Source organism: Spirosoma sp. 48-14 (assembly GCF_001898575.1).
Classification (GTDB): domain Bacteria; phylum Bacteroidota; class Bacteroidia; order Cytophagales; family Spirosomataceae; genus Spirosoma.
On the sequence record NZ_MKUD01000031.1, the window covers coordinates 17,176 to 40,536 of the forward strand.

Below are 23,361 nucleotides of genomic sequence, written 5' to 3' on the forward strand. Positions count from 1 at the left end.
TATTAAAGATAAACACGATAGGTGCCATTTGCAGTGTTGATGGCATTTGTGGTGTATTTGTGCGTTGACTATTAAACCAACTATTTGATTCGCTTAAGCTATGCTTAAGAAATTAAACCAATGCTTAGATTTATCTATAAATAAGGTTATACTAAATTTGAATAGGATTAAAGGTATTTTATAAGGATATATTGTGTGTTTGTGAAAAGATATCGTGTTGCAGAATGCTGGCAATATTATTGTTTAAGGGTTTATACTTTCCAACTTAACACCCTCAACAGTATCAGATAGGCTATATTGTCTTGATATAGTCTATCTCTTTATCGGTAATAATAAAATGATACAGTACTGGGGTAATTCTAAAAATACAGCCAGTTAGTATGGTTTAGATAAAATCCGTGAACTTATTCATCCTTTAGCGATTGGAGAAAAAGTTTATAGATTTTCCGGCGACTTCTAAATTGACGCATTTTTACAGCGCATACTTTAATTTTTAATTGATCGGCAATCTCAGATTGTTCTAACCCTTCTTCGTATTGCATACGAAGAAGCTTCTGATTTAAGGCAGGTAAGCTTTCAAATATTTGAGAGATGCGTTCCAGCCGATCATCTGTTAACTGGTCATCAAAAGGGACGTCATATCCTTCTTTAAGACGATTGAATGACGTTCGTTGGTTAATACGAAGCTGATCCATGCAACAGTTATGCGTTATGGCATATAACCAGGTCGTGAAAGAAGAACGGTATTGAAAGGCATTTATATTTAAAAAAATTTTTATGAAAATATCCTGAGTAACGTCTTTAGCCATCTCATCATTTTCAAGTAGATAAAGGCATTTGGAATAAACCTTAACTGCATATCGATTATATAGTAATTCGAAATAAGTATGATGCTGAGTTTCCTGGAAAAGCCTGATTAGCTTGCTGTCATCTAAGTTCAGATAATGAGTTCCCATTGGCTTATTAGTTTACAGCCGGAAGTTAGTAGTATTGTATAAATTATGTAATAATGTAACTATGTATGTAATCAAACTGTAAAATGGATACTATGAAAGATGTATAAATTAAACAAACAAGCGTAATTGTATCTTGATGAGACTATTTCTATAATAAGGCTAATTATATGTGTTTGAGGAATAATGTAATTAATGCCCAAAGCGAAGTTTCCGGTCGGCTTCTTCTGTTCGGTGCTAGGAAAAGAAAGGCACATACTTTATAACTGTATGTGGTCAGCCAAAAGTGGACAGATGCGGGTGAAAAGAGAAAAGATGGTTTTACCCACTTTGGACGCGCTGAAAAATATGACCACAGCGGTGGGCCGCTTTTCTGTCGTTGGGACAAAGTTAGTTGCTTAGTTTTTTTGCCGCTCGGCCAAGATCTGCGCTTGGCGGTCCCAATAAGCATCTGCTGGCCATACATTGTCTAGTGATCGCTCCGGCGACCCGGTCATGGTAGCGCTGGTGATTATAATACTCCACCCACTCGGTTAAGCGCTGACTGTTAATAGACTCCAAACTTCCACAAGTACGGGGAAATCGGTCTACTACTACACACGAATCATGCATGATGCGAATTAAATAGAATAATACTAGTGTCTAATTATCAGGGCTTTATGGTTATTGAAAGGATCTTGGCACAGTTTAGGCTAATAAGTAAGTAACGCTATGAACTTTGCCAGCTGCCAGCGATAAAGGCAGCATCTTTATAGATTACATACTCAACGTTAAGAAAACTGAAAAGAAAGAAGCCCGGTGTATGCTGGGCTTCTTTCGCTTTTTACGGGCCTCAGTTTTAACTTTCCGGTTCTAATAAGTACGTTTGAGAAGCTCTTTACTAGTTGACTAATGGACTATTCAGACCTGACGAATACGGGATTCATTGATGCAGCTCATTACCTGATTGAGCTACCAGCTACAGTCAGTGCGGTTCAGATTAACCGGGTGTATTGGTCAGTGCGCGCCGAATTAGAGTATCTAATCGACAACACCGATAACGCTTCCGTGTATGCCCCTGCCTGGCAACTTGTCGGCGTGCAGGCCCAGCAGTACCTTCGGGACTATCTCAGCGGTAATGATATGGCTCTAGAACGGTTAAAACGGAATGTAGCTGAGAGCATCCGAGTATTGCCGTAATCGCTACTTACTGGCTGTTTGCCGGGTCAATTGTTTGCTGAATTTAGTGGCTAGCAGGAGACGAATGCTGCATTGCTCCCGGCGACCGTGTATTAGTTACTCCTTATGTGCGAGGTTATGCCAGAAAGCCCTACCGAGCCACCTGGGAGACTTCCCCAACCTGAAGCGCTTTGAAATAAATGTTGTTTTCGCTCTCACTTTTCCCACCATTGGGATCAATTGGGCCTGTAAACCGTCCTGGAGAGTGGTGAAAGTGAGAGCCAGAATAACATGTTTTATTGTCAATGGGGCGTTTCGGTAAGTCTCCTACTTACTCCTCGATAATCATTGGGAATATATTTGGCATACTGAGACTACGCTTAGGTGATAGGTTATTCCCAACCTGTTTTAATCTATATTTCTTTCTATAATTCTAACGAAATTTCCTGTTTTGCTGGTTTGAATAAAGACGGGAGAGTCTGTAAATGAGTAAAATATACGTAGGGGATCATTTGTCTCTTGGATTTCCTCCGAGACCTTTGCAAAACCAAATAGATAACCATTACCTCCAAGCCGGGGATCATCCGATTTGTCTATTGGTATATAGTGCTGAGCTAGGGCTGTCGGCATTATTGGCAAGAAAAGCCCATTTGTCCAATCTGGAATCGTTCGGAAAGTAATAAGCCAATATTCTGATTTCTTCACTTTCCTGTTTTCGTGGGCTTCTACTGCCGCTGCTAAAGCGTTCATTCGCCGAATGACCTCAGCGGAATCAACTTGTCTGAGCATATCAAACTTAAACAGCATTCGAAGGCCATTCGACACATAATCTGATCGAAGTATATTGGCTCCATTAACTCCCCAGTTACCATCCTTATTAGTAATAAAAGGCCCATATTCACCATCCCAACCACGAAAATTTAAGCCCACTGATTGAGAGGCAAAAGAATCTGGATGAATGCCAAGTTCTTCGTCAGTCAGCGGTATAGCCGTTGGGGTATCCTTGCGATTGAATGTTCTGGAAGCGTCTGGTGAGGCTGCTGCCCACATGCCGTTTGCAGCAGCACATAGCTTTGTATCCTCTGGGAATGGCAATCCCAGGCCTACCGTATGATAGTAGGGCGGTGAAAACAGTGAATCTCTACCATAGGTAACATCCCATCCGGGAGCAAATATATTGGAAGCACCATCTGTTAAAGTTGTGCAAAGATGAGTGCTAGCCAATGAGGCAGGTTCCTCTACTCCCAGGCCTCTGGGAGCGAATCCTACAATCGATACAACCGTTTCGTCGTCGCCAAAAATAGTCGCATCGGTTTGGGGGTCACGCAATCGTTGATTAGCCAGTAAGCGCCCCTCGCAAAGGGGCGATGGACCTCCCTGTTTAAAATGGTCCTCAAATTCAGCTAAGTCTATATTTTTAACGTAAGGGAAGAAATCAGGGGCGGTTATGATAGAAAACGCGGGGGCTAGTCCAAGTTTTTTGTTATTACAAGTGATATCCGCAGAAATAAAGCCATCGCAAATATTATCTAAATAAAATACAGCACGATAGTTCCCATCATGAATAAGTTGTAAAAATTCAGCCTCGGATGGTATTGTATTTAAATCATCAATCAAGCCATTATTAGTTAGTCTATGCCTCATATTGATGAACTCTGGGCAATTGCGTGGTGAGAAAAAAGGACGTGTACCACTTAAACGCTCTAAAATTTCGGACACACCATAATCAATTCCAGCTAATAACTTAGATTGCCCAACTCTAAGCGTTGAGTAGCGTCGGTTCGCACTGAAACCTGCTGTCTCTGGGCGAGCTGGTGGCACATTAACCCAAGCGTAACGTACTTGACCAGTATTATTACCCGCTGAAACAAGGCACTCTCGGATTAATGGGGCTTCCATCGATTCGTATAGAGTGCTACCTGAAAATGACGTCTCTCGTACACTAAGCCCCCCATTGACTGTGTCTCGGACAAAAGGAGGTTGAGATAAATTGTTTTGTTGGTCCCCTTCTAAATCACCTATCGTAAATATTCGTCGAAGTCTATCGGTTGTATGAAAGCTTTTGAAGCGAATCGTTATATCTCCTTTATTTTGTATAGATCGGCCAGTAAACAACTTCGTGACGGGTATAAAAAAATCTCTGTCATCATCACCATGCTGGCTGTTGCCAAGTAATTGTCTATCCAAATCGTTAAAATTTAGCTTTTGAGCCATGAAAATTCCATACCGAACTGGCATTACACGTGTTTCATGCTGAACAGCTGAGTCAGGCACAAAACTTCTACGTTTCTTGTCAAAGAAAGAAGGAGCATTGCCGACGCGACCAATACCTGTTCTGCTAAATACAAAATCGGCATGTTTTTTATGAGTTGTATTAGCTGCGCAGCGATATTCATACGCAAATATGACTGGGAATAGCTCGTCTAAATCCGCACTTTTTATTGGAGTGAGTCCATATATATAATTTTCAATTAGATCGATTTCGGCCAATGAAAGATAGTCATCCTGAGCTAAATCATCACTTAGTACAGCTGGGCTTGCCACCGCATGATACAGCAGGCTTAAAGCCGGGTCGCCAGCTTTAATAAGGTGGGCGTTTGGAGCCGCAAAATCTTCAAAACCTGGACAGGTCCTGTCCACAGCTACAAGAGTTTGAGTCAGGTTAGTTTGTTTATTAACCTGATGGCGTTGAAAAATGTCTTGCCAGCCTTTTTTGTCTAATAAGCTTTCGAAAATGTTTTTAACTTCTGTTGCTAGATCCATGCACGTAGGGTAGGGTAGTAGTGATTAATACGGGAAAGAAAGCCTATCGGGTCGTTGGTGTGACTGACACTTGCATACACGTTATTTAACTGAAAGCAATCGTCAAAAAACCACCCAGTTAGCCAGTCACAATACGCATATTTGGTTTGCTCTTTGTTTGTTGAATCCCTCAAGCATTTTGCCACAGCAGTCGCAGCTGATGTACCTGATAAGATTGCCCTTAATATGCCGTGGGAGCAAGCAGGATCTATCATACAGGCGGAGTCTCCTACTAGAAAATAAGATTCTCCAGCCAACTGCTCGGCAATTCGCCAGGTTCCATTCGCTCCGTATTCCCCATCTTTAACTTTTCGTTCAATAGGAGCTGAAGGGGAATGTGTACTATTGGGAAAAAACAATCGACACTCCACTTCAAGGCTTTTACTGACGGTTGCCTGCCAGACCCATCCAGTATTATCGATGAGAAAGCTGGTATTTGGCTGCTGCCGCAAGTTTTCGACATATCGGTACTTAATTGGTAAGGGCTTTGAAAAAATCAAATTAGTAATCCCTAATTGACGCCTTACAAAGCTATTCGCCCCTGATGCATCTATGATGTAAGTGGCTTTTATTGTCTCTTCAGAAGTTAGTATACTAATTCGTTCTTCTTGCTGAATGAGTTTGAGTGCTTTAGTTTGTTTTACAATAGAGGGCTCGATGCCGATTACCGTCTTTAATAGAATTGAATCTAAAACTGAGCGCTCAATATGGATTCCATCCCAATTATGTTCACTTCCTCCGTAGCTATGGTAATGTTTAGTGCCATTCATAATATGGTCAAAACCAGTATGTAAAATGGCATTTGAGTTTTCTAATAAATTTACCCCTGTTAAATTGTTGATGGCTTCTATGGTTCCTGGTGATAGAGTTTCTCCAGGTCGAAACCGAGGGAATGTCATGTATTCAAGCAGACAGACAGTAAGGCCCTCCCTTAATGATTGAATTGCCGCAGCACAACCCGCAGGGCCAGCTCCAACAATCACTAAGTCGTACACCTTATTCTGCATTTTTTCGAACGCGTTGATTTATGGAGCTTAAGCTTCTAGTCTAATGGGCGAAGACTATAAACCGTATCTCCGGTAGTTAGCAAAAAACTGATTTATAATAAAGGATGTCAATGGGAAAATTACCCGTTTTGGCTGTATATCATACCACGAATACCAATCGGCTGAGTTGATAAGACGATTTAAATTGCTGGACAGGCTAGATAATCGTTACTGAATGTAACTCAGATCAATTAACTCCTGACGAAGTAGACATGGTCACTGGGCTGGATTCATCCATCTATGAATAGAGTAGAATTATGGTTTTTACCTTGCTTCAATCTTTTTTATAGTATACCAATCAGCTAATAAGATTGGTTGGGTATTGTGCTTACTTTTGAGGGGATGGTATGGAACTTGACGAACTGATTAAGGAGTTTGTCGGCGAAGCCTGGTCTGGAGATAACGTCGCCGTAATTAACGAGCTATTTTTTAGATGGATTAAGCACATGCCGCGCCGAACAAACCCGGACTTTCGCAATCACATCGCCTTTCACACGCTGCGCATCACGACGTTCCTGACCAAACTTGCCGAGAGGTGGGAGCGACTGGAAGAGTTAGAAAAGCAGGCCGAAAAGCCCTAAAATGAACCTGTTTTTGGATTACTTTTTTAAGTCAAACCTCTGGCACAACGTCGGGGGTTTTATGTTGATAAAAGCTCTCGTCTAGCCCTGTTTCTTATTCTTCATTCGCCGATTAACCGTAACTGATTCTAGCCAGTCATCAATAATGCCTTTTATATATTAACGATCTTTACCGATTTTGTAGAATCATGTCCCAACGCACGGTACTACCGAAGTGTATCTGTATCACGTTGCAGATACTCCTGGGCCTGCTATTCGGTTAACAACTTTCCCCAGTCTTCCGCTTTTTGAAGTTCCTTAGTTGCTTCACTTAGTGTAGGCAGCAGATGATCTAGAAGGTGACCTTCAGTAATGTAATTCATGAGATAGATTAATTAGCGTTTTAATCATTTTGCTGGCTGATACAAACTTTTCTAAACCAAAAACGCTAATCCAATTGCTGGCAAAACCAGCATAATAGCTTTTGCCTCTTTTGCTGGTTCATTATTCTAGGCTTTCCGTAAAATCCGTGTCCGATGCACTCACTTTTTCGGCAGAGCATTACAAGCCTGTCAGAAGGTTGAAGTAGACGAATAGTAGTCTGGGTCTATTCCTAGTTGACGCTAATTGAGAAGCCGACAGTCAGTAGGATTGTCAGCTTCCTTCAACATATTAGCAATCGTCTGCCTCCAGAGCATAGCGCTATTCAGCACTGGTGGGGTCAATGATGGCAGATACCTTACTCCCTGAGTTCGCCGGAAATACGCCTTCTACAGCGTGCTGGCGGATCAGTTCCTCATTTGGTACATTATAGACACAGTAAATTTTGTCCGTCGTTACGTAGCTTTCCACCTATTGAATTTGTGGGCCCAGGTTCCGTAAAACATGACAAGAGGTTTGGGAGATGGTCTTCAACTGTTCAGCCGTCAGCTTTCCAGCCCCAGGAATTTTCCATTCAATCACATACTTAGGCATAGTCATTTTAGTTTAAATAAATACGAGTCAAAAGGTGTCAAACGTTTGATAACCAGCCTGATTTGTTTGAGTCAACGGTTAGCCGCCTGGTTATGAACTTAGCCGCTGTTAGGATGAGTAGACTTATAAACGCTGGCCTTGAAAAGGGCTGGCTTTTTTGCGTTTTTAGTCAGATTCTGATAGAATCGTAGTAGAAATAATCGACAGATGTTTGTATCTTATGGTATGATTTCTGCTCCCTGAATCACCGTTTATCATTTACCAGATTAATCACAGTCACTCTTACTCATGAACTATTTTTTCTACCTGTTAACCATTCTACTACCGATCTCATTAGTGGCTCAGAACAATTATGTTGCTACAGCACCTAACTCAGCTATCCCAAGTAATAATAATACGCTGGTTGGCCCTGAAGCAGGGAATAGTGGAATATCGGGTGAGAATAATTCGCTATTCGGCTATCGGGCTGGCGCTTCTCTTACATCAGGTAGTCGAAATGTCTTTTTAGGTATGAATGCGGGGCGTTATACCACAACAGGGTATGTAAATGTATTTATTGGTTGGGAGGCTGGCAATAATACAGATACTGGTTTTAACAATGTATTCGTGGGCTCAGGAGCGGGCCGATACACAAGTTCTGGATCAAGTAATACATTTATCGGTGCACAGGCAGGTATATTTAACACAACGGGTGGTGGGAATGCATTTTTAGGGATGAGTTCGGGGACAAATACGAGTACAGGATACAATAACACATTTATAGGTGGATTTGCGGGCTGGCAAAATACATCAGGCTTTTACAACACATTTTTAGGGAATGGCTCAGGCAGTTTCAACCGTAGCGGCTACTCGAATGTATTTATTGGTGTTGCTGCTGGTAGCAATAATCAAGATGGACACAATATAGTTGCCATTGGCGATTCGGCGGGCTATAATAATAAGGTATCGGGTAATGTGTTTGTGGGCTCTAAAGTGGGGCTGAATAATACTACAGGTGAGGCAAATACATTTGTAGGCTTTCATGCTGGTTTTCTGAATACTACAGGATTTTCCAACACCTTCATCGGCTTAAATGCAGGCTATCAAAACAATGTAGGTGCTGAAAACACTTTTTTAGGCTTTGGAGCTGGCTTTCTAAATACGACTGGCGGGCATAATACGCTCTTGGGCGCTGCGGCAGGAGCAAACAGCACGACTGGCACCCAGAACACGTTTACAGGAAATAGCGCAGGCTACAACGTTACGACAGGTAGTAACAATACCTTCATGGGTTATCAGGCAGGTTATAATGTTACCACAGGTAGTAGCAATATTATTATTGGCCCCCTATCTGGCACAGCCATCACCGATGGCAGCGACAATGTGCTGATGGGCTACAACAGCCAGGCGGAAGATGGACTGAAAAACGCCATCGCCATTGGTGCTAACAGTCGGGTAGCGACTAGTAACGCGCTGGTTCTGGGCCATCAGGCGAACGTCGGCATTGGCACATCAGCTCCCACTAACCGCCTGGAAGTCGTCAGTCCGTCAGCCAATACCAGCGGATTAACCTTAACCAACTTAACAGATGATAGCCCAACGACCCGAACCACTGACCAATTTCTGACAGTCAGCAAAACGGGGGAGGTTGTCAAAGCCCGGTACAAACTCCGTATCAACAGCCCTAGTGAGTGGAGCGATAAAGTCTTTAGCCCTTCTTACCAACTTCGCCCATTGGCATCAGTAGCAGCTTATATCGACCAGCACCGCCATTTACCGGGGATACCCTCGGCAGATGAGGTCAACAGAGAAGGGGTCGATTTGGTTAAGATGAACGCTGCCCTACTGGAAAAGGTGGAAGAATTGACCCTGTATAGCATTCAACAAGATAAGGCCATTCAGCAGCAGCAACTGGTAAATCAACAACATCAACAGGAACTACAAGTGATGAAGCAAAGGCAAACGGACTTAGAACGACTGATCCAGCAACTGCTGAAACAGAAGTGAATAAGCAAGAATCTGGACAGCCCTCAGTACTAATTCCGGCAGTACTCTTCCAGTCGCAGCCATATTTGCCGGTTGAGATGTGGTGCCTGGGGTACAATGTTTGTCAGGATAAACGTAGTCCGGTTTTCTTCGGCTGTACTATCCCGATCATCCGACGGGCAAAGGTGCCCTCTGTCGAAACCCGTATTGGTATAATCACTATGCTTAGCCTGAAAGAAGCTGGCAGGTAAGGTCTGATCGGGGATGAAATTACCTGTATAGCGCGAAGCCGATCCTTTCCAGGCCGTTGATAGATGCCAGCTACACCAGTTGGCTATGCCTGTCGAATTGTTATAAGAAAGGGAATAGGTTGAGCGGGTAACCAGGTAAGCATTGGGACTGGATTCTGATGTCTTGGCACCATCAGGATTGCCCAGCGCCATATTGTCGTCCGGAATAGGGGCAGTTTCCTTAAGAGCCGTATCTGACGGTTCTTTACACTGAGTCAGCGAAAGGGTTGTTAAAAACAGTAAACAGACGTAGCTAAATGATTTTATATACTCTTGGTAAAAGTTAACTCTTTTGTGCGATCCGAGAAAATGTATTGCAACCTAAATAAAAAAGCCACTTAGTTTTTAAGCTAAGTGGCTGATAATCTTAGTGCACTCGTAGGGATTCGAACCCCAAACCTCCTGATCCGTAGTCAGGTGCTCTATCCAATTGAGCTACGAATGCATTTCCCGTTGATTGGGAGTGCAAAAGTAGGAATAAAAAGCACTATTGTCAACCTATTTGCCCGAAAAATTTGGTTTTCTTTTCATCAGAAACGCGCCTATCCCTTCCATCGCATCGGCCGACTGACCTAAAGTGTTCTGATTGTCAGCTTCTTGTTCAAGCTGGTCGTCGAGGTCTGAATACAACGATTGATTCAATACTTTTTTCATGGCTCCAATGGCACGGGTGGGTGCTGAGGCATAATAGGCCACTACCTGGTTTATAGCATCGTCGAGCTCAATGGCGGGGACAGAATGACTTACCAGACCCAGTTGAGCAGCCTCTGGACCGTATACCCGACGCCCTGTACTGCATAACTCAAACGCACGTTGTGGACCGATCAGCCGTGGTAGAAAGAACGTGGAGCCTGCATCGGGCATTAGGCCGATGTTGATGAAAATCTGACTGAAGTAGGCTTCATCAGCGCATATAATCTGATCACAGGCCAGCGCTAATGAGCAGCCTGCACCAGCCGCTACGCCATTGATTCGCCCAATTACGGGTTTAGGCAGGTTTCGAATGGCCCGAATCATGGGATGATAGGTGCTCCGCAATGAGTCACCTAATTGTAGAGAACCACCTACAGAGGCCGCTTTGGCAAACCCTTCCTTCAGGTCAGCGCCCGACGAAAAAGCCTTGTCGCCTGCGCCCGTCAGAACCACAACGCGTACCGCATCATCGGCACCGGCGGCTTCAATGGCTGAAGTAATATCCTGAATCAACCCCGGGCTCAGGGCATTGTATACCTGCGGGCGATTCAGCGTAATCCGACAAACGGATTCAGTGACTTCGTAAAGTAGGTTTTCGTACATACGTGCTAAAGGGCGTTGTTGGCCATTTATAGTCAATACCTTAAACAACGTCTTAAATGAGCCAAATTACCGTTAGTAAACTGACACCAAACCCCAGGGCTAAACCAGCGGTGATCTGTGAGAGTGTGTGGGCATTTAGTTTTAGTCGGGCACTTGCTACAAATCCTGTCAGAAGTACAAGCAGGAGCAGCGGGATGAACAGATCGTTGATGCTGAATTTAAGCATGACGCTGCCGATAACGCCCACCACTCCGCCAATTCCTACACTATGGGCGCTAATTTGCCAACTCAGGCTGATCAGACCCACTAACAGTATAGAAATGGCTGTACTGGCTAATAAAACACCAATCTCAGGCGCAACGGTCGATACCAGCTCCATCCGAAAGGTGAATAAATACGCCAGAAATAAATAAACCAGGGCGGTCAGAAAATACGGTAACCGTCGATCTTCAAGCGTGTTGAGTTGAAGGCTTTTGACGTAACCACTGCGGAAGAGGTAATAGATCAATAGCGATGGTACCGCAAACGTCCCTACAAAAATCAGAACCAGTAAGCTGAGTCGTAATGAACTGGAAAAGGCATCCATACCCAATACGCTGGGAACCTGAAACAGCAATACGCCAAACAACAGCGTTGGCATCAGCAACGGATGAAAAATAACCGAAAGAAAACGGGCAAAACTGTTGGTCAATGGATAATGAACCGCGCGAGCGGCCCCGAATGATGATGAACGATGATGCAAAAGTAGAGTATACAGCTCATACACTATTCATTGTACATTATCCATTGTTCACAATTATAGCTGTTTTCGTAACCGGGCGACCGGAATATTGAGTTGCTCGCGGTATTTGGCAACGGTACGCCGGGCTATGTTGTAGCCCCGGTCATTGAGTATCTTTTCCAGTTTATCGTCCGATAAGGGATGAAGCTTAGGTTCGGCATCGATCAGGTCTTTTAAAATATTCTTTACTTCCCGGCTACTGACGTCCTCGCCCGTATCGGTCGAAATACCTTCTGAGAAGAAATATTTGAGTGGATAAATCCCGAACTCAGTCTGTACGGCTTTGCTATTGGCAACCCGCGAAACGGTCGAAACGTCCATGTCGATCAGCGTCGCAATATCTTTCAGGATCATGGGTTTAAGCCGCGATTCGTCGCCTGTCAGGAAAAAGTCGTACTGGAAACGAACAATAGCATTCATCGTTTTGAGCAGGGTTTGCTGGCGCTGTTTGATGGCGTCGATAAACCATTTGGCTGCATCCAGCTTCTGCTTTACGAACGTGACCGTTTCTTTGAGGGATTTGTTCTGTTTTTTGCTCTTGTCGTAGGTATCAAGCATATCAGCAAACGATCGGCTGATCCGTAGCTCAGGGGCGTTTTTAGAATTCAGCGTCAGTTCGAGCTTTCCGTTGTTATTGGTCAGAATAAAGTCAGGGACCAGGTACTGGGCGGCTCCGGCTTCATCTTCGACTGAGCCGGGCTTGGGGTTAAGCTTGATGATGATATCAATGACTTTTTTGAGCGAATCATCGCTAATATTAAGTCGTCGCTGGATTTTGTCGTAATGCTTTTTGGAGAATTCATCGAAGAAATCCTCGATGATACGGATGGCCAGTACGTTGTACGGATCGGCCGGGTCTTTCCGGCGAAGTTGCAGGATCAGGCACTCCTGTAAGGTACGGGCGCCAATGCCAGGGGGATCGAATGACTGAATTTTATGCAGAATAGCTTCGACCTCTTCGGTAGAGGTAAATACGTTCTGCCCAAAGGCCAGATCGTTGACAATTGCCTGCAATGATCGACGGATATATCCATCGGCTTCGATACTGCCAATGAGCTGAAGACCAACAATTCGCTGTTGTTCGGTCAGGTTGAGGTAGCCAAATTGCTGGAGTAGTGCATCGGTCAGGCTAGAGCTGGTGGCTAGCGGCATTTCGCGTTCTTCTTCGGCATAGTTACCGTCGCCCTGCATTTTGTAGCCCGTATAGTCTTCGTCTTTAATGTAACTATCGATATCCAGATCGTCGTCACGGTCTTTGTATTCGTCTACCTCATCGTACGGATCGTCTTCCTCTTTTTGCTCATATTCTTCATCCATACCCTCTTCCAGGGCTGGATTAATTTCCAGTTCTTCTTCAATTCTGGTGTCTAATTCAGCGGTTGGTATCTGCAGCAGCTTGATAAATTGTATCTGCTGCGGAGATAGCTTTTGCTGAAGTGATTGGGATAGGCTTAACTTCTGCATGTTGATGCTATAAGCGGTAGAGTTGATCCGTTATGTTGAGCGGTTAAGTTGGTAGCGCAAAACTGCCCCTCACAATTATCAGACCAAAATAATCGATTTTTTGTTTTTGTGCACATAAATTTTCTGTGAAGTTGTTAGTTACTACCTTCGCCCTCATGACCAATAAGCTTTACGATACGTCATTAAGCCTGCTGACGGACCTGTACCAGGTGACCATGGCATATGGATACTGGAAATCGAAAACGGCTGAGAAAGAGGCTGTTTTTAATCTATACTTTCGCAAAAACCCATTCAATGGGGGCTTTACAATCGCCTGTGGGCTGGCCAATGTGATTGGCTACATCCAGAATTTCGGCTTCTCAAAAAAAGATCTACGGTACCTCCGAACGCTCCGGGGGAATGATGGAGAGCCGATGTTTGAAGAGGCTTTTCTGGAGTATCTGGCCAATTTGAAGCTGACCTGTAGCGTTTCGGCCATTCCCGAAGGCACGGTTGTTTTTCCAAATGAGCCGATGATTCGGGTACAGGGACCAATTTTACAGTGCCAATTACTCGAAACTCCGTTGCTGAATCTGATTAATTTTGAATCGTTGATTGCGACTAAAGCGGCCCGATTGAGGCTGGTGGTTGACACCGATAAACTGCTTGAGTTTGGCTTACGAAGAGCACAGGGGATCGACGGAGGAATGACAGCCAGCCGGGCGGCTTATATTGGGGGCTGTGATGCTACCTCCAACGTACTGGCCGGTAAGCTTTACGATATTCCCGTTCGGGGAACACACGCTCATAGCTGGGTGATGTCGTTTGACGACGAACAGCATGCCTTCGACACCTATGCCCAGGTGTTGCCCAACAATGTTACCCTGCTGGTCGATACCTACGACACCTTGCAGGGAGTTCGACATGCAATAGCAACGGGGAAGAAATTGCGGGAGCAAGGACACCGACTGGCTGGAATCCGACTCGATTCGGGCGATTTAGCTTATTTGAGTATCGAAGCCCGCAAACTGCTCGATGCCGCCGGGTTTGAGGATACTGACATCGTGGCCAGTAATGACCTCGACGAAACAATCATCAACAGTTTGAAGCAGCAGGGAGCCAAAATCAATATTTGGGGTGTTGGCACCAAACTCGTTACTGCATTCGACCAACCAGCGCTGGGTGGGGTTTATAAACTAGCGGCTCTTCGGAACGATACAGGCGAGTGGTCTTATAAAATGAAGCTGTCGGAACAGGCCATTAAAATATCGACACCGGGTATTCAGCAGGTTCGCCGGTTTCGGGACGAACGCGGATTTCTGGCCGACATGATTTATGATACGGAGGTTATGCATGAATCGACAGGGACGGCCACTATGATTGATCCCCTCGATTTTACCAAGCGTCGTCGTTTTAATGCAGACCAACCCCACGAAGACTTGCTAGTGACCGTATTTCAGGACGGTCAGTGTGTGTATACCTCGCCGGGCATTCATGACGTACGAGCACGGGTGCAGGAACAGCTGGCGGGCCTGCACCCTGGCGTAAAGCGTTTCGTAAACCCGCACATTTATCCGGTAGGATTAGAAAAGCGGCTACATGATCATAAAACGGAACTGATCCTTAAACTTAGGGAAGGTCAGACCAAAAAATAAGCAGCTAACCGGACTCGTAGAACCCACTAAGACGTGGACCTAGCCCGGACGCAGGTTGGTCAGGCGTGAGGAATGGATGGGTGATAGTAAAGTTTGACCATAGCGTTTTGATTGAGCAGGTGTGAGCAAAAACGGAAAGCGGAAACAAATAAAGGCTACCTACTGACAGGTAAATATTTACAAATAAGTCTTATTGTAAAATCAGTAACAAGAGAACCTACCTCAACCTTATACTTTTTCTTGCCAATCACCATTTTTTTCTTGTGGGAAAAATAATTGTCTAGATAAACAAGAGGTTGAGTAGATTTGCTGGCAGAGGGGTTGTTGAATACCTATTGACTATCACACCATGGCGTGCTCTTTGCGTTCCTTTTTTGTTTGCCTTGGAGGGTTATGGCTAATTGCGTTCCACCCAGGCCTTGCGCAGGAGCCTTCCTATCTGAAAGTGCAGACCAATCGACTGCAAAAGGCACAGCAAACAGAGCAGGAGGCATTGATAAAACGGGATTCGTTGTTGCTGGCAGAAGCCTATTACCTGTATGGGAAAACCTACTCGTTTACGGGCGATTATCAGAATGCACATCGATATTTTATCAAATCACTTCGTATTCTTGAACCCAAAGGTTTCTCGGAACAGCTCAGTCGACTGTACTACCGGCTAAGTAACATTGAAATCAAGCAAAGGCATCTGGCAGAGGCAGTACGTTATGGCCGATACGCTATGCATATTGCGCGGGCCTTGAAATCCGATACTGCCCTTTCCCGAGCGGGTATCGGGTTGGGGCAGGCCTACGCAAATATCTGGACGAGCCAGCGCCCACAGGCCCGAACATCGTACGACAGTAGCCTGTTCTTCTATAGCGAGGCCGAAGCGGCTTGTCGACGATTGAACGATACCGTTGGCGTCGCCGATGTGTATGCCGCGCTGGGAGAGCTCCTGGCCAGTGCCCGACACCCGCAGGCCGCTACCTATCTGGAGAAGGCATTGACCTTATTTCAGGCTAAGAAGAAAGCAGACATTTTAGTGAAAGTAATGTCACAACTGGCCGGGATCTACCTCGATAACGGAAAGCTCGACAAGGCCTGGCAATTGCTGAACGATGCCGAAAAACGATATAAATTGCGAAATCTGAACGATTACGATACCCAGATAGGTATTGATGTTCAGCTTGTTCGCTATTATGAAAAAACGAACCAGTGGAAACTAGCCTACGAACGATTGAGGCAGTTGGAAAGTCTTCAGAACTATGCCTTTCGGGCCGATCATCAGGGAGCCATTACCCGGCTCAATGTAGAATATGAAACTGAAAAAAAAGAAGCCCAACTGAAAGCCCAACATCGTGAATTGATATTACGTACCGAAAATTTGCAGAGTCAGCGTCGATTTACCATTACCCTATCGTTACTTCTGGCGCTGGTAACGGCTATGAGCCTGGTGTTTTTTCGGCTTAATCGACGCAATCAGCGGATTAGTCATCAGAACGAAACGCTGGTGAAAGAGCAGAATCACCGGGTCAAGAACAATCTACAGGTCGTAGCCAGTCTGCTGAATCTTCAGGCTAAACGATTGTCGGACGAATCGGCCAGGAAAGCGGTAGAAGAAAGTCGATTACGGATTCAGGCTATGGCAATTGTACACCGACGACTCTATGATGGCGAGAAACTGGCGCAGATTGATCTGGACGAATTTGTCCGGGAACTCGTGCAGGGTGTCTTGAAAACGTTTGGATACGCATCTTTAGAGCCTCATTTTACCATTGTACCCATGTCGCTCACGGTCGATAAAGCTGTGCCGATGGGGTTGATCCTGAATGAGTTGATAACCAATGCCTGTAAATATGCGTTTCCTGCTAATGCTACCCCTCAGCTTTGGATTAGCTGCCGCCAACGGGGAGCACAGCTTGAATGCACAGTTGCTGACAATGGGCCTGGTTTCGATACTACGGAAACGTCATTTTGGGACGATAATCCAGTAATTCAGCGTACCTCGTTTGGTATGGCACTGATCGATGCGCAGGTAGCCCAGTTATCGGGAACCTATTCGTTCAGCACGGGAGAAGGCGGAAAGGGAACGCAGTTTAGTATGGTCTATAAACTGTAGTTAGTGAGGAATTATGAATCCGTTAACGATTCTGATTGTTGAAGATGAAACCATTACGGCTATGGACCTGCGCGAAACGCTTCAGGAAGCAGGGCATAGGGTAGTGGCTATTGCGCGTACATTCGATCAGGCCCTGGAAGCTGTTAAGCAGCATCGGCCCGATCTGGCGCTGATCGATATCCAGTTGGAAGGGTCCAGTGCTGATGGAATAACAACAGCGCGTGAACTGCTGGAAATTCATCGAATGCCCATTATTTACCTGACAGCTAATTCGGAGCCGTCAACATTTCAGGCGGCTAAGAAAACGCTTCCGGCTGCCTATTTGCTCAAACCTTTCCGGCACGACGAGTTGAAATTGCAGGTCGAACTGGCCTACTATTATTTCCAGTCGATGCTCAAAGAACTTGAAGAAAATACGCCGTCGGGGTATTTGTATCTACCTGTCGATAAAGGGTATGAGAAAGTGGCTCCCAAAACAGTGCTCTATGTTGAAGCCGACGGGGCTTATGTGAAAGTGTACCTGACTAATGGGAAAACGCACCATATCAGCACGAATCTGAGCCACTTGGCGCAGTACTTTCAGGCACCTAATTTTTATCGCCTTTCCCGTTCGTTGCTCATTAATCTCGACTACGTTGAGCGTGTGGAATCTAATTATTTGTTTCTAACCGACCATCGACCGGCTATTCAGATCCCAGCGACGGGTCGGAAAGAACTGCTGAAAAAGCTGACCATTGTGCGAACTAAATGAGGAGGCTACCAGCTCTCTGGAAATTGATGGGCCCCTCTGTTCCGGCTTAACCTAGGCCGAACGGCTAAAAATATTCTCTATTTCTTAATATGGAGTAGGTGGCACATACTGAAAAAATCCGTTGCTTTACTCCTCCTCAGATAAATTCAATCCATGCAACCCATTGAATTAGTGGTTTTTGATATGGCAGGCACTACCGTTACCGACCAGCACGAGGTGGAGCGGTGTTTTGCCGAAGCGGCTGCCCAAACGGGCCTGTTCGTGACCGACGAACGCATTCTGGCTATGCAGGGCCTGGCCAAACGGTATGTGTTCGAGACACTCTGGAAAGAACAACTCGGTGAACTGCATGCCGACATTCAGCGGCAGGTCGATGTGTCGTATGCCACCTTCCGGCATATTCTGGAAGCGCATTACCGGGATCATGGGGCTACGCCAACCGAAGGTTGCCTGGATACATTTGCCTATCTACGAAGTCAGGGAATTGCCATCGCGCTTACCACAGGTTTTTACCGGGTTGTAACCGATATTATTCTGGAGAAGCTGGGCTGGCTCGAGGGGCTTGATAAACGATACATGGGCGGTCCACAGAGTATTATCCAACTTTCTATCGCCAGCGATGAAGTAGAACGTGGACGGCCTTATCCGCATATGATTGAACGGGCTATCAACTGGTTAAACGTGTCTAGCCCCAAAGCGGTGATCAATGTTGGCGATACGCCTTCCGATCTGCTGTCGGGTCGGGCGGCTGGCGTAGCGCTCAATCTGGGAGTGACCAACGGCACTCATTCCCGCGATCAACTGGAAGCGTATCCACATGATTTATTGATTGGGTCGTTGGCCGAATTACCGGCTCTGATTGAGTCTCAAAAAGAAAAGATTGAAGTGTAGCGGAGGAACGTACGTCGATATATGCTTACTTACGACCTGATTATTGTTGGAGCCGGAGCGCTCGGGACATTTCATGCCTATCACGCAGCTAAAGCCGGGCTGCGGGTTTTACTGCTCGAAAAAGATCGTTATCCCATTCAGGCTACTGTGCGGAATTTTGGGCAGGTGGTGCCCTCCGGGCTGGCTGGCCGATGGTTCGATTACGGGCGTCGGAGCCTGGAGATTTACCAGCGTATTCAGCAGGAAACTGACCTGACTGTTCGGGCCAATGGGACCATCTACATCGCGTCAGACAACGATGAGTGGACATTGGCCAATGAGCTTTATGACCGATACCGGCAGATTGGTTATCCCTGTTCGCTGCTGACCAAAGCGGAGTGCCTGGATAAATACCCTACCTTGCAGCCAGGTTATGTAGTGGGCGGGTTGTTTTTCCCTGATGAGATGAGTGTGGAGCCGGAGCAGATGATTCACCGGCTCATTGCGTATGTTCAGCAGAAATACAGTGTGGAGTATCGACCAGGTTCGGCAGTTATTGATGTGCAGCCGGATGGGGGAGGAGCTACCGTAACCCTTAGTAACCGCCAGCGTTTTCAAGGGGGGCGTGTACTCATTTGTGGAGGGCATGAAGTTCGTCTGTTGTACCCGGAAATTTTGGCTAAAGCCGGATTAGTTGTCAGTAAGCTGCAAATGCTCCTGGCCGAACCTGTAGCTGGTCTTCAATTGCCCGGCAATATACTGACCGGATTGACCATTCGTCGGTATGAGTCGTTTCAGGAATGTCCGTCGTATGCGGCTATCAAAACACCCGATTCGCTGGCCGAACTGAAAAAATGGGGCATTCATATCCTGTTCAAGCAAGCCATTGATGGGTCGATCATTGTGGGGGATTCGCACGAATATGCCGACGCTACCCAGGCTGAAGATCTGGGCTATCATACGCAGGATTACATCAACGACCTCATGCTGGCCGAAGCCCAACGGATTGTGTCGTTTCCAATTACCATCAAAAAAGCCTGGGCCGGTTTTTATAGCCAGACCCCAGCCGAAATCTTCGAGTATGATGTCGATCCGACCATTCGAATCGTGACCGGTATTGGGGGGAAAGGCATGAGTTCGGGAGCCGGTTACGCCGAAGAAAGTATCCGTCAGTGGTTAGGTGTATACGTATAAAGGCTGTAAAACCGAAAAATAACGATTTGGTAAAGTTGCCTTAATGTTCGGCTCGGCTTGTCTTATCTTATTGATAATGAAGTAAAATAGGGGTAATACTGGCGTAATAGCCGGATCATACTTTTGCGGAAAAGTACTTAAGCAATACTAACCTGCAAAACACGTATGAAGCCTCTTTTACTGTCTTCAACGTCACTAACCGGCTCATTGCGACGCCTGCTGGTGACGTTTTTAGTTAGTGCGGTGCCAATCCTGTCGGTTTGGGCGCAAACCGTATCAGGGCGAGTGACCTCGGCCGACGATAATCAACCCTTACCGGGTGTATCCATTGTGGTTAAAGGCTCCACCACAGGTACTACGTCCCGCGCCGATGGAACCTATTCACTAAACGTACCAGCCAACGGTACGCTGACGTTTTCTTTCATTGGCTATCAAACTCAGGAGTTTGCCGTTGGTAACCGGACCACAATCGATGTGGCCATGGCCGTAGGTACGGCTACCCTGAGTGAAATAGTCGTGACGGCGCTGGGTATCAAGAAAGATATTCGCCAGACCGGGGTGGCCATTCAGTCGGTCGATGGCGCGCAACTGCTCAAAGCGCGTGAGCCGAACCCGATTAACTCGCTCACAGGAAAAGTAGCCGGTTTAACCATCGGTGCTTCGTCGGAACTGTTGGGCCGCCCGAACATTTCGTTGCGGGGTAACTCCGATGTGCTGTTTGTGGTCGATGGTATCCCGATCACGTCTGATACCTGGAACATCAGTGCCGACGATATCGATACCTACACGGTGCTGAAAGGCGCATCGGCCTCCGCCCTGTATGGTTTCCGGGGTAAGAACGGGGCCATCCTGATTACGACCAAACGCGGTACAAAAGATAAGCGTGGTTTTTCGGTGGAAGTGAACACGAGCCAGATGTTCGATCAGGGATTCATTGCCATTCCGAAAGTACAGGATGAGTACGGCCCTGGTGATCACGGGGTTTATGCCTTCGGCGATGGCAAAGGAAACGGCCTGAACGACGGCGACTACGACATTTGGGGACCAGCTCTGAACGGTCAGCTGATTCCGCAATATGATAGTCCGGTAGTACCTGGTCAGACATTCACGACCAAGTTTCCAAATGGAGCTACGTTTACCAGCGACCGGCAGCCTACGCCATTTACTCCTCGCGGAAAAGACAACCTCCGTCGGTTCATCCAGACGGGTATCCTGTCGAACAATAACGTAGCGGTAGCCGCAACGGGCGAGAAATACGATATGCGCTTTTCGCTGTCGTATAACTACCAGCGTGGTCTGGTACCCAACACCAAACTGAATGTGGCTAACTTTAACATTACAGGGGGCTATAACTTTTCGCCGAAGCTGCGTTTTGAAACCAGTCTGAACTACAATCGGCAGTTTACGCCCAACTTCCCCGACGTAAATTACGGGCCGAACTCGCTGATTTATAATATTATTGCCTGGGGTGGTGCCGACTGGAATATCGACGATATGAAGCAGATCTGGCAGCCGGGTAAAGAGGGTACACAGCAGATTTATGCCGAGTATCAACGCTACAATAACCCCTGGTTCCTGGCCAAATACTGGTTACGCGGTCACTACAACAACAACGTATATGGTTATGCGTCATTGCGGTATCAGCTTGCCGATGGGCTGCAACTGACAGCTAAAACGCAGTTGACGACTTACAACCTGCTTCGCACCGAAAAATTCCCTTATTCGGCCACTACCTACGGCCGGGAAGAAGCGCGGGGCGATTACCGTGAAGACCGTCGGGCCCTGTTCGATAACATCAACCAGGTTCTGTTGCAGTACAACAAAAAAGTGACGCCCGATCTGACCATCAATGCTCTGGCGGGTGGCGAAGCGCGGGTGTTCAATTACAATTCCGATTTTGCCAGCACCAACTACCTGAACGTTCCGGGCGTATACAACTTTGCCAACTCGTCGAATGCACTGATTGCCAATAATTTTCAGGCCGATATGCGGGTATTGTCTGCTTATTATTCCGCCGACTTTACCTTCCGCGATTACGTGACGCTGACCACAACAGGCCGCGTGGACAAACTGTCGACCCTCCCCAAAGGCAACAATGCATACTTCTATCCATCGGTAGCGCTGAGTACGGTTCTGTCGGATTATATCAATCTGCCGACGAACCTGGGCATCTCATTCCTGAAACTACGGGCGTCGTATGCGAATGTTAAAGACGGTCTGACCCAGTCGACGATTGGTACGACACCAGGCGCTTCGTATCCGCTGGGCTATGGGGTTGACTACAGCTCGTCGTACGGTGGGCCAACCTACCAGAACTCGGCGGTATATTCGCTGCCTTTGGTGTACAATAACAAACCGGCAGCGTATTACACCAATACGCTCAACAACCCGAACCTGAAGCCGAACTCCACATCGCAAACGGAGGTAGGTCTGGACATTCGCTTCCTGAACAACCGCTTGGCGCTGGATGCGGCTTACTTCATCAGCAACGACGGGCCACGTATCTTCACGCTACCCTCCTCGGAATCAACGGGATACACGGGCCGACTGGTAAACGGGATCATGACCCAGAAAAAAGGCGGAGAAATCTCGCTGACGGGCCAGGCGATTCGTTCGCCTAAAGGCTTCAACTGGGACGTGGTTGCCAACTACTCGACCTATACCGAGCGGCTGAAAGAAGTGTATCCCGAAGGTGGTATCAATACCCTGGCTTCCAACTATTTTGTGGGGAGCAGCAGCAGTTCACGCTTTATCAACATTGGCGACCGGACCGACGGGTTCTATGCAGGTTCGTTCATCCGTACGCCCGATGGGCAGTTGATCAACGATGCGGGTGGACGGCCGATTGTGAATCCGGTGGCTCAGTTCCTGGGGTATGTGAATCCGAAGTTTGTATGGGGACTTAATAACCGCTTCAGCTACAAAAACATCAACTTTAGCTTCCAGTTCGATGGGCGAGTAGGGGGGATCATTGGCGATTATGTCCGGCAGAAAACTTTCCAGGGCGGTCGTAACATCGAAACCATTCAGGGGGCCTATGGCGAAGCGCGCAAGAATGATGTACAGGCTGTCAAATCGTATGTGGGTGAAGGCGTTGTACTGACGAGTGGCTCAATTAACTACGACGTAAACGGGAATATCCTGAATTACGGCGAATTGAAATACGCACCCAACACGACCAAAACGTATGCACAGGACTACATCGCCCGAGTATATGGGCAGGCAGAGTCTTTCCTGATGGATCGGAGCTATGCCAAACTACGTGAGGTAATCATTGGTTACACGCTGCCACAGACCGCCCTGCGTCGGCTGGGGGTAAAACAGGCCAGTGTGTCGGTGGTTGGTCGTAACCTGCTGTATTTCGCTAAATACAAAGACATTGACCTCGACCAGTATCTGACAGGTGGCGTTTCGGGCCTTCAAACCCCAACCACCCGGCGGTATGGTATCAATCTAAATCTGGTGTTTTAACATTCGGTTTACCCCTAAATCCCCTTTAGGGGTAAACCGATTATCGACTT

Annotated in this window: 17 protein-coding genes and 1 tRNA gene; 9 read left to right on the forward strand and 9 right to left on the reverse strand. The window is 46.5% G+C overall.

Features of this window, described 5'->3' with window-relative positions:
* Nucleotides 1-404 precede the first annotated feature (404 nt).
* On the reverse strand, nucleotides 405-956 hold the full coding sequence (locus BGO59_RS17315; RefSeq protein ID WP_293685029.1) for an RNA polymerase sigma factor: 552 nt from the start codon (nucleotides 954-956) through the stop codon (nucleotides 405-407).
* Between the two features lie 888 nt (nucleotides 957-1,844).
* On the opposite strand from BGO59_RS17315, the gene BGO59_RS17320 reads away from it, so the two are divergent.
* Nucleotides 1,845-2,132: a hypothetical protein gene (locus tag BGO59_RS17320; RefSeq protein WP_293685031.1), complete on the forward strand. Its 288-nt coding sequence runs from the start codon at nucleotides 1,845-1,847 to the stop codon at nucleotides 2,130-2,132.
* Between the two features lie 387 nt (nucleotides 2,133-2,519).
* On the opposite strand, the gene BGO59_RS17325 is transcribed toward BGO59_RS17320, so the two are convergent.
* Both BGO59_RS17325 and BGO59_RS17330 read right to left on the reverse strand, forming a co-directional pair.
* A complete protein-coding gene (locus tag BGO59_RS17325; protein WP_293685033.1) occupies nucleotides 2,520-4,874 on the reverse strand; it encodes a hypothetical protein in 2,355 nt (784 codons plus the stop codon).
* A complete protein-coding gene (locus BGO59_RS17330; protein WP_293685035.1) occupies nucleotides 4,865-5,920 on the reverse strand; it encodes an FAD-dependent monooxygenase in 1,056 nt (351 codons plus the stop codon). Before BGO59_RS17330 ends, BGO59_RS17325 begins: the two co-directional genes overlap by 10 nt.
* Nucleotides 5,921-6,306: 386 nt before the next feature.
* Here BGO59_RS17330 and BGO59_RS17335 point away from each other — a divergent pair, with 386 nt between their 5' ends.
* Nucleotides 6,307-6,540 carry a hypothetical protein gene (locus tag BGO59_RS17335; protein WP_293685037.1) on the forward strand — a complete coding sequence of 78 codons (234 nt, stop codon included), beginning with the start codon at nucleotides 6,307-6,309 and terminating at the stop codon, nucleotides 6,538-6,540.
* Between the two features lie 681 nt (nucleotides 6,541-7,221).
* On the opposite strand, the gene BGO59_RS17340 is transcribed toward BGO59_RS17335, so the two are convergent.
* Nucleotides 7,222-7,371 (reverse strand): nickel-binding protein, encoded by a 150-nt coding sequence (locus tag BGO59_RS17340; protein WP_293685039.1) that lies wholly within the window; start codon nucleotides 7,369-7,371, stop codon nucleotides 7,222-7,224.
* A 411-nt stretch (nucleotides 7,372-7,782) separates the two neighbouring features.
* Here BGO59_RS17340 and BGO59_RS17345 point away from each other — a divergent pair, with 411 nt between their 5' ends.
* Complete coding sequence (locus BGO59_RS17345) at nucleotides 7,783-9,480, forward strand: hypothetical protein (protein ID WP_293685041.1); 1,698 nt, start codon at nucleotides 7,783-7,785, stop codon at nucleotides 9,478-9,480.
* Nucleotides 9,481-9,509: 29 nt separating this feature from the next.
* Here BGO59_RS17345 and BGO59_RS17350 read toward each other — a convergent pair whose 3' ends face one another.
* The 5 genes from BGO59_RS17350 to rpoN form a co-directional block, all read right to left on the reverse strand.
* The gene (locus tag BGO59_RS17350) at nucleotides 9,510-9,902 is read right to left on the reverse strand and encodes a DNA/RNA non-specific endonuclease (RefSeq protein WP_366936959.1); all 393 of its coding nucleotides are present in this window, start codon (nucleotides 9,900-9,902) and stop codon (nucleotides 9,510-9,512) included.
* A 218-nt stretch (nucleotides 9,903-10,120) separates the two neighbouring features.
* Nucleotides 10,121-10,194, reverse strand: a tRNA-Arg gene (locus BGO59_RS17355).
* Nucleotides 10,195-10,247: 53 nt separating this feature from the next.
* Complete coding sequence (locus BGO59_RS17360; protein ID WP_293685043.1) at nucleotides 10,248-11,045, reverse strand: enoyl-CoA hydratase-related protein; 798 nt, start codon at nucleotides 11,043-11,045, stop codon at nucleotides 10,248-10,250.
* A 52-nt stretch (nucleotides 11,046-11,097) separates the two neighbouring features.
* Nucleotides 11,098-11,736 (reverse strand): hypothetical protein, encoded by a 639-nt coding sequence (locus tag BGO59_RS17365; RefSeq protein WP_367120203.1) that lies wholly within the window; start codon nucleotides 11,734-11,736, stop codon nucleotides 11,098-11,100.
* A 105-nt stretch (nucleotides 11,737-11,841) separates the two neighbouring features.
* Nucleotides 11,842-13,290 (reverse strand): RNA polymerase factor sigma-54, encoded by a 1,449-nt coding sequence (gene rpoN / locus BGO59_RS17370; protein WP_293685044.1) that lies wholly within the window; start codon nucleotides 13,288-13,290, stop codon nucleotides 11,842-11,844.
* A 155-nt stretch (nucleotides 13,291-13,445) separates the two neighbouring features.
* On the opposite strand from rpoN, the gene BGO59_RS17375 reads away from it, so the two are divergent.
* The 6 genes from BGO59_RS17375 (at nucleotide 13,446) to BGO59_RS17400 (ending at nucleotide 23,311) form a co-directional block, all read left to right on the forward strand.
* Nucleotides 13,446-14,924, forward strand: a complete 1,479-nt coding sequence (locus BGO59_RS17375; RefSeq protein ID WP_293685046.1) for a nicotinate phosphoribosyltransferase — start codon at nucleotides 13,446-13,448, stop codon at nucleotides 14,922-14,924.
* 361 nt (nucleotides 14,925-15,285) lie between these two features.
* Nucleotides 15,286-17,025 carry a histidine kinase dimerization/phosphoacceptor domain -containing protein gene (locus BGO59_RS17380; protein WP_293685048.1) on the forward strand — a complete coding sequence of 580 codons (1,740 nt, stop codon included), beginning with the start codon at nucleotides 15,286-15,288 and terminating at the stop codon, nucleotides 17,023-17,025.
* 13 nt (nucleotides 17,026-17,038) lie between these two features.
* A complete protein-coding gene (locus BGO59_RS17385; protein ID WP_293685050.1) occupies nucleotides 17,039-17,776 on the forward strand; it encodes a response regulator in 738 nt (245 codons plus the stop codon).
* A gap of 153 nt (nucleotides 17,777-17,929) precedes the next feature.
* Nucleotides 17,930-18,667, forward strand: a complete 738-nt coding sequence (locus tag BGO59_RS17390; RefSeq protein WP_293685051.1) for an HAD family hydrolase — start codon at nucleotides 17,930-17,932, stop codon at nucleotides 18,665-18,667.
* Nucleotides 18,668-18,688: 21 nt separating this feature from the next.
* On the forward strand, nucleotides 18,689-19,840 hold the full coding sequence (locus tag BGO59_RS17395; protein WP_293685053.1) for a TIGR03364 family FAD-dependent oxidoreductase: 1,152 nt from the start codon (nucleotides 18,689-18,691) through the stop codon (nucleotides 19,838-19,840).
* Nucleotides 19,841-20,005: 165 nt separating this feature from the next.
* A complete protein-coding gene (locus BGO59_RS17400; RefSeq protein WP_293685054.1) occupies nucleotides 20,006-23,311 on the forward strand; it encodes a SusC/RagA family TonB-linked outer membrane protein in 3,306 nt (1,101 codons plus the stop codon).
* Nucleotides 23,312-23,361 lie beyond the last annotated feature (50 nt).

Excerpts from the sequence above, each read along its gene's own strand:
- BGO59_RS17315 (WP_293685029.1), bottom strand. The coding sequence starts at position 956 with ATGGGAACTCATTATCTGAACTTAGATGACAGCAAGCTAATCAGGCTT.
- BGO59_RS17320 (WP_293685031.1), top strand. The coding sequence starts at position 1,845 with ATGGACTATTCAGACCTGACGAATACGGGATTCATTGATGCAGCTCAT.
- BGO59_RS17325 (WP_293685033.1), bottom strand. The coding sequence starts at position 4,874 with ATGGATCTAGCAACAGAAGTTAAAAACATTTTCGAAAGCTTATTAGAC.
- BGO59_RS17330 (WP_293685035.1), bottom strand. The coding sequence starts at position 5,920 with ATGCAGAATAAGGTGTACGACTTAGTGATTGTTGGAGCTGGCCCTGCG.
- BGO59_RS17335 (WP_293685037.1), top strand. The coding sequence starts at position 6,307 with ATGGAACTTGACGAACTGATTAAGGAGTTTGTCGGCGAAGCCTGGTCT.
- BGO59_RS17345 (WP_293685041.1), top strand. The coding sequence starts at position 7,783 with ATGAACTATTTTTTCTACCTGTTAACCATTCTACTACCGATCTCATTA.
- BGO59_RS17350 (WP_366936959.1), bottom strand. The coding sequence starts at position 9,902 with ATGGCGCTGGGCAATCCTGATGGTGCCAAGACATCAGAATCCAGTCCC.
- BGO59_RS17360 (WP_293685043.1), bottom strand. The coding sequence starts at position 11,045 with ATGTACGAAAACCTACTTTACGAAGTCACTGAATCCGTTTGTCGGATT.
- rpoN (WP_293685044.1), bottom strand. The coding sequence starts at position 13,290 with ATGCAGAAGTTAAGCCTATCCCAATCACTTCAGCAAAAGCTATCTCCG.
- BGO59_RS17375 (WP_293685046.1), top strand. The coding sequence starts at position 13,446 with ATGACCAATAAGCTTTACGATACGTCATTAAGCCTGCTGACGGACCTG.
- BGO59_RS17385 (WP_293685050.1), top strand. The coding sequence starts at position 17,039 with ATGAATCCGTTAACGATTCTGATTGTTGAAGATGAAACCATTACGGCT.
- BGO59_RS17390 (WP_293685051.1), top strand. The coding sequence starts at position 17,930 with ATGCAACCCATTGAATTAGTGGTTTTTGATATGGCAGGCACTACCGTT.
- BGO59_RS17395 (WP_293685053.1), top strand. The coding sequence starts at position 18,689 with ATGCTTACTTACGACCTGATTATTGTTGGAGCCGGAGCGCTCGGGACA.
- BGO59_RS17400 (WP_293685054.1), top strand. The coding sequence starts at position 20,006 with ATGAAGCCTCTTTTACTGTCTTCAACGTCACTAACCGGCTCATTGCGA.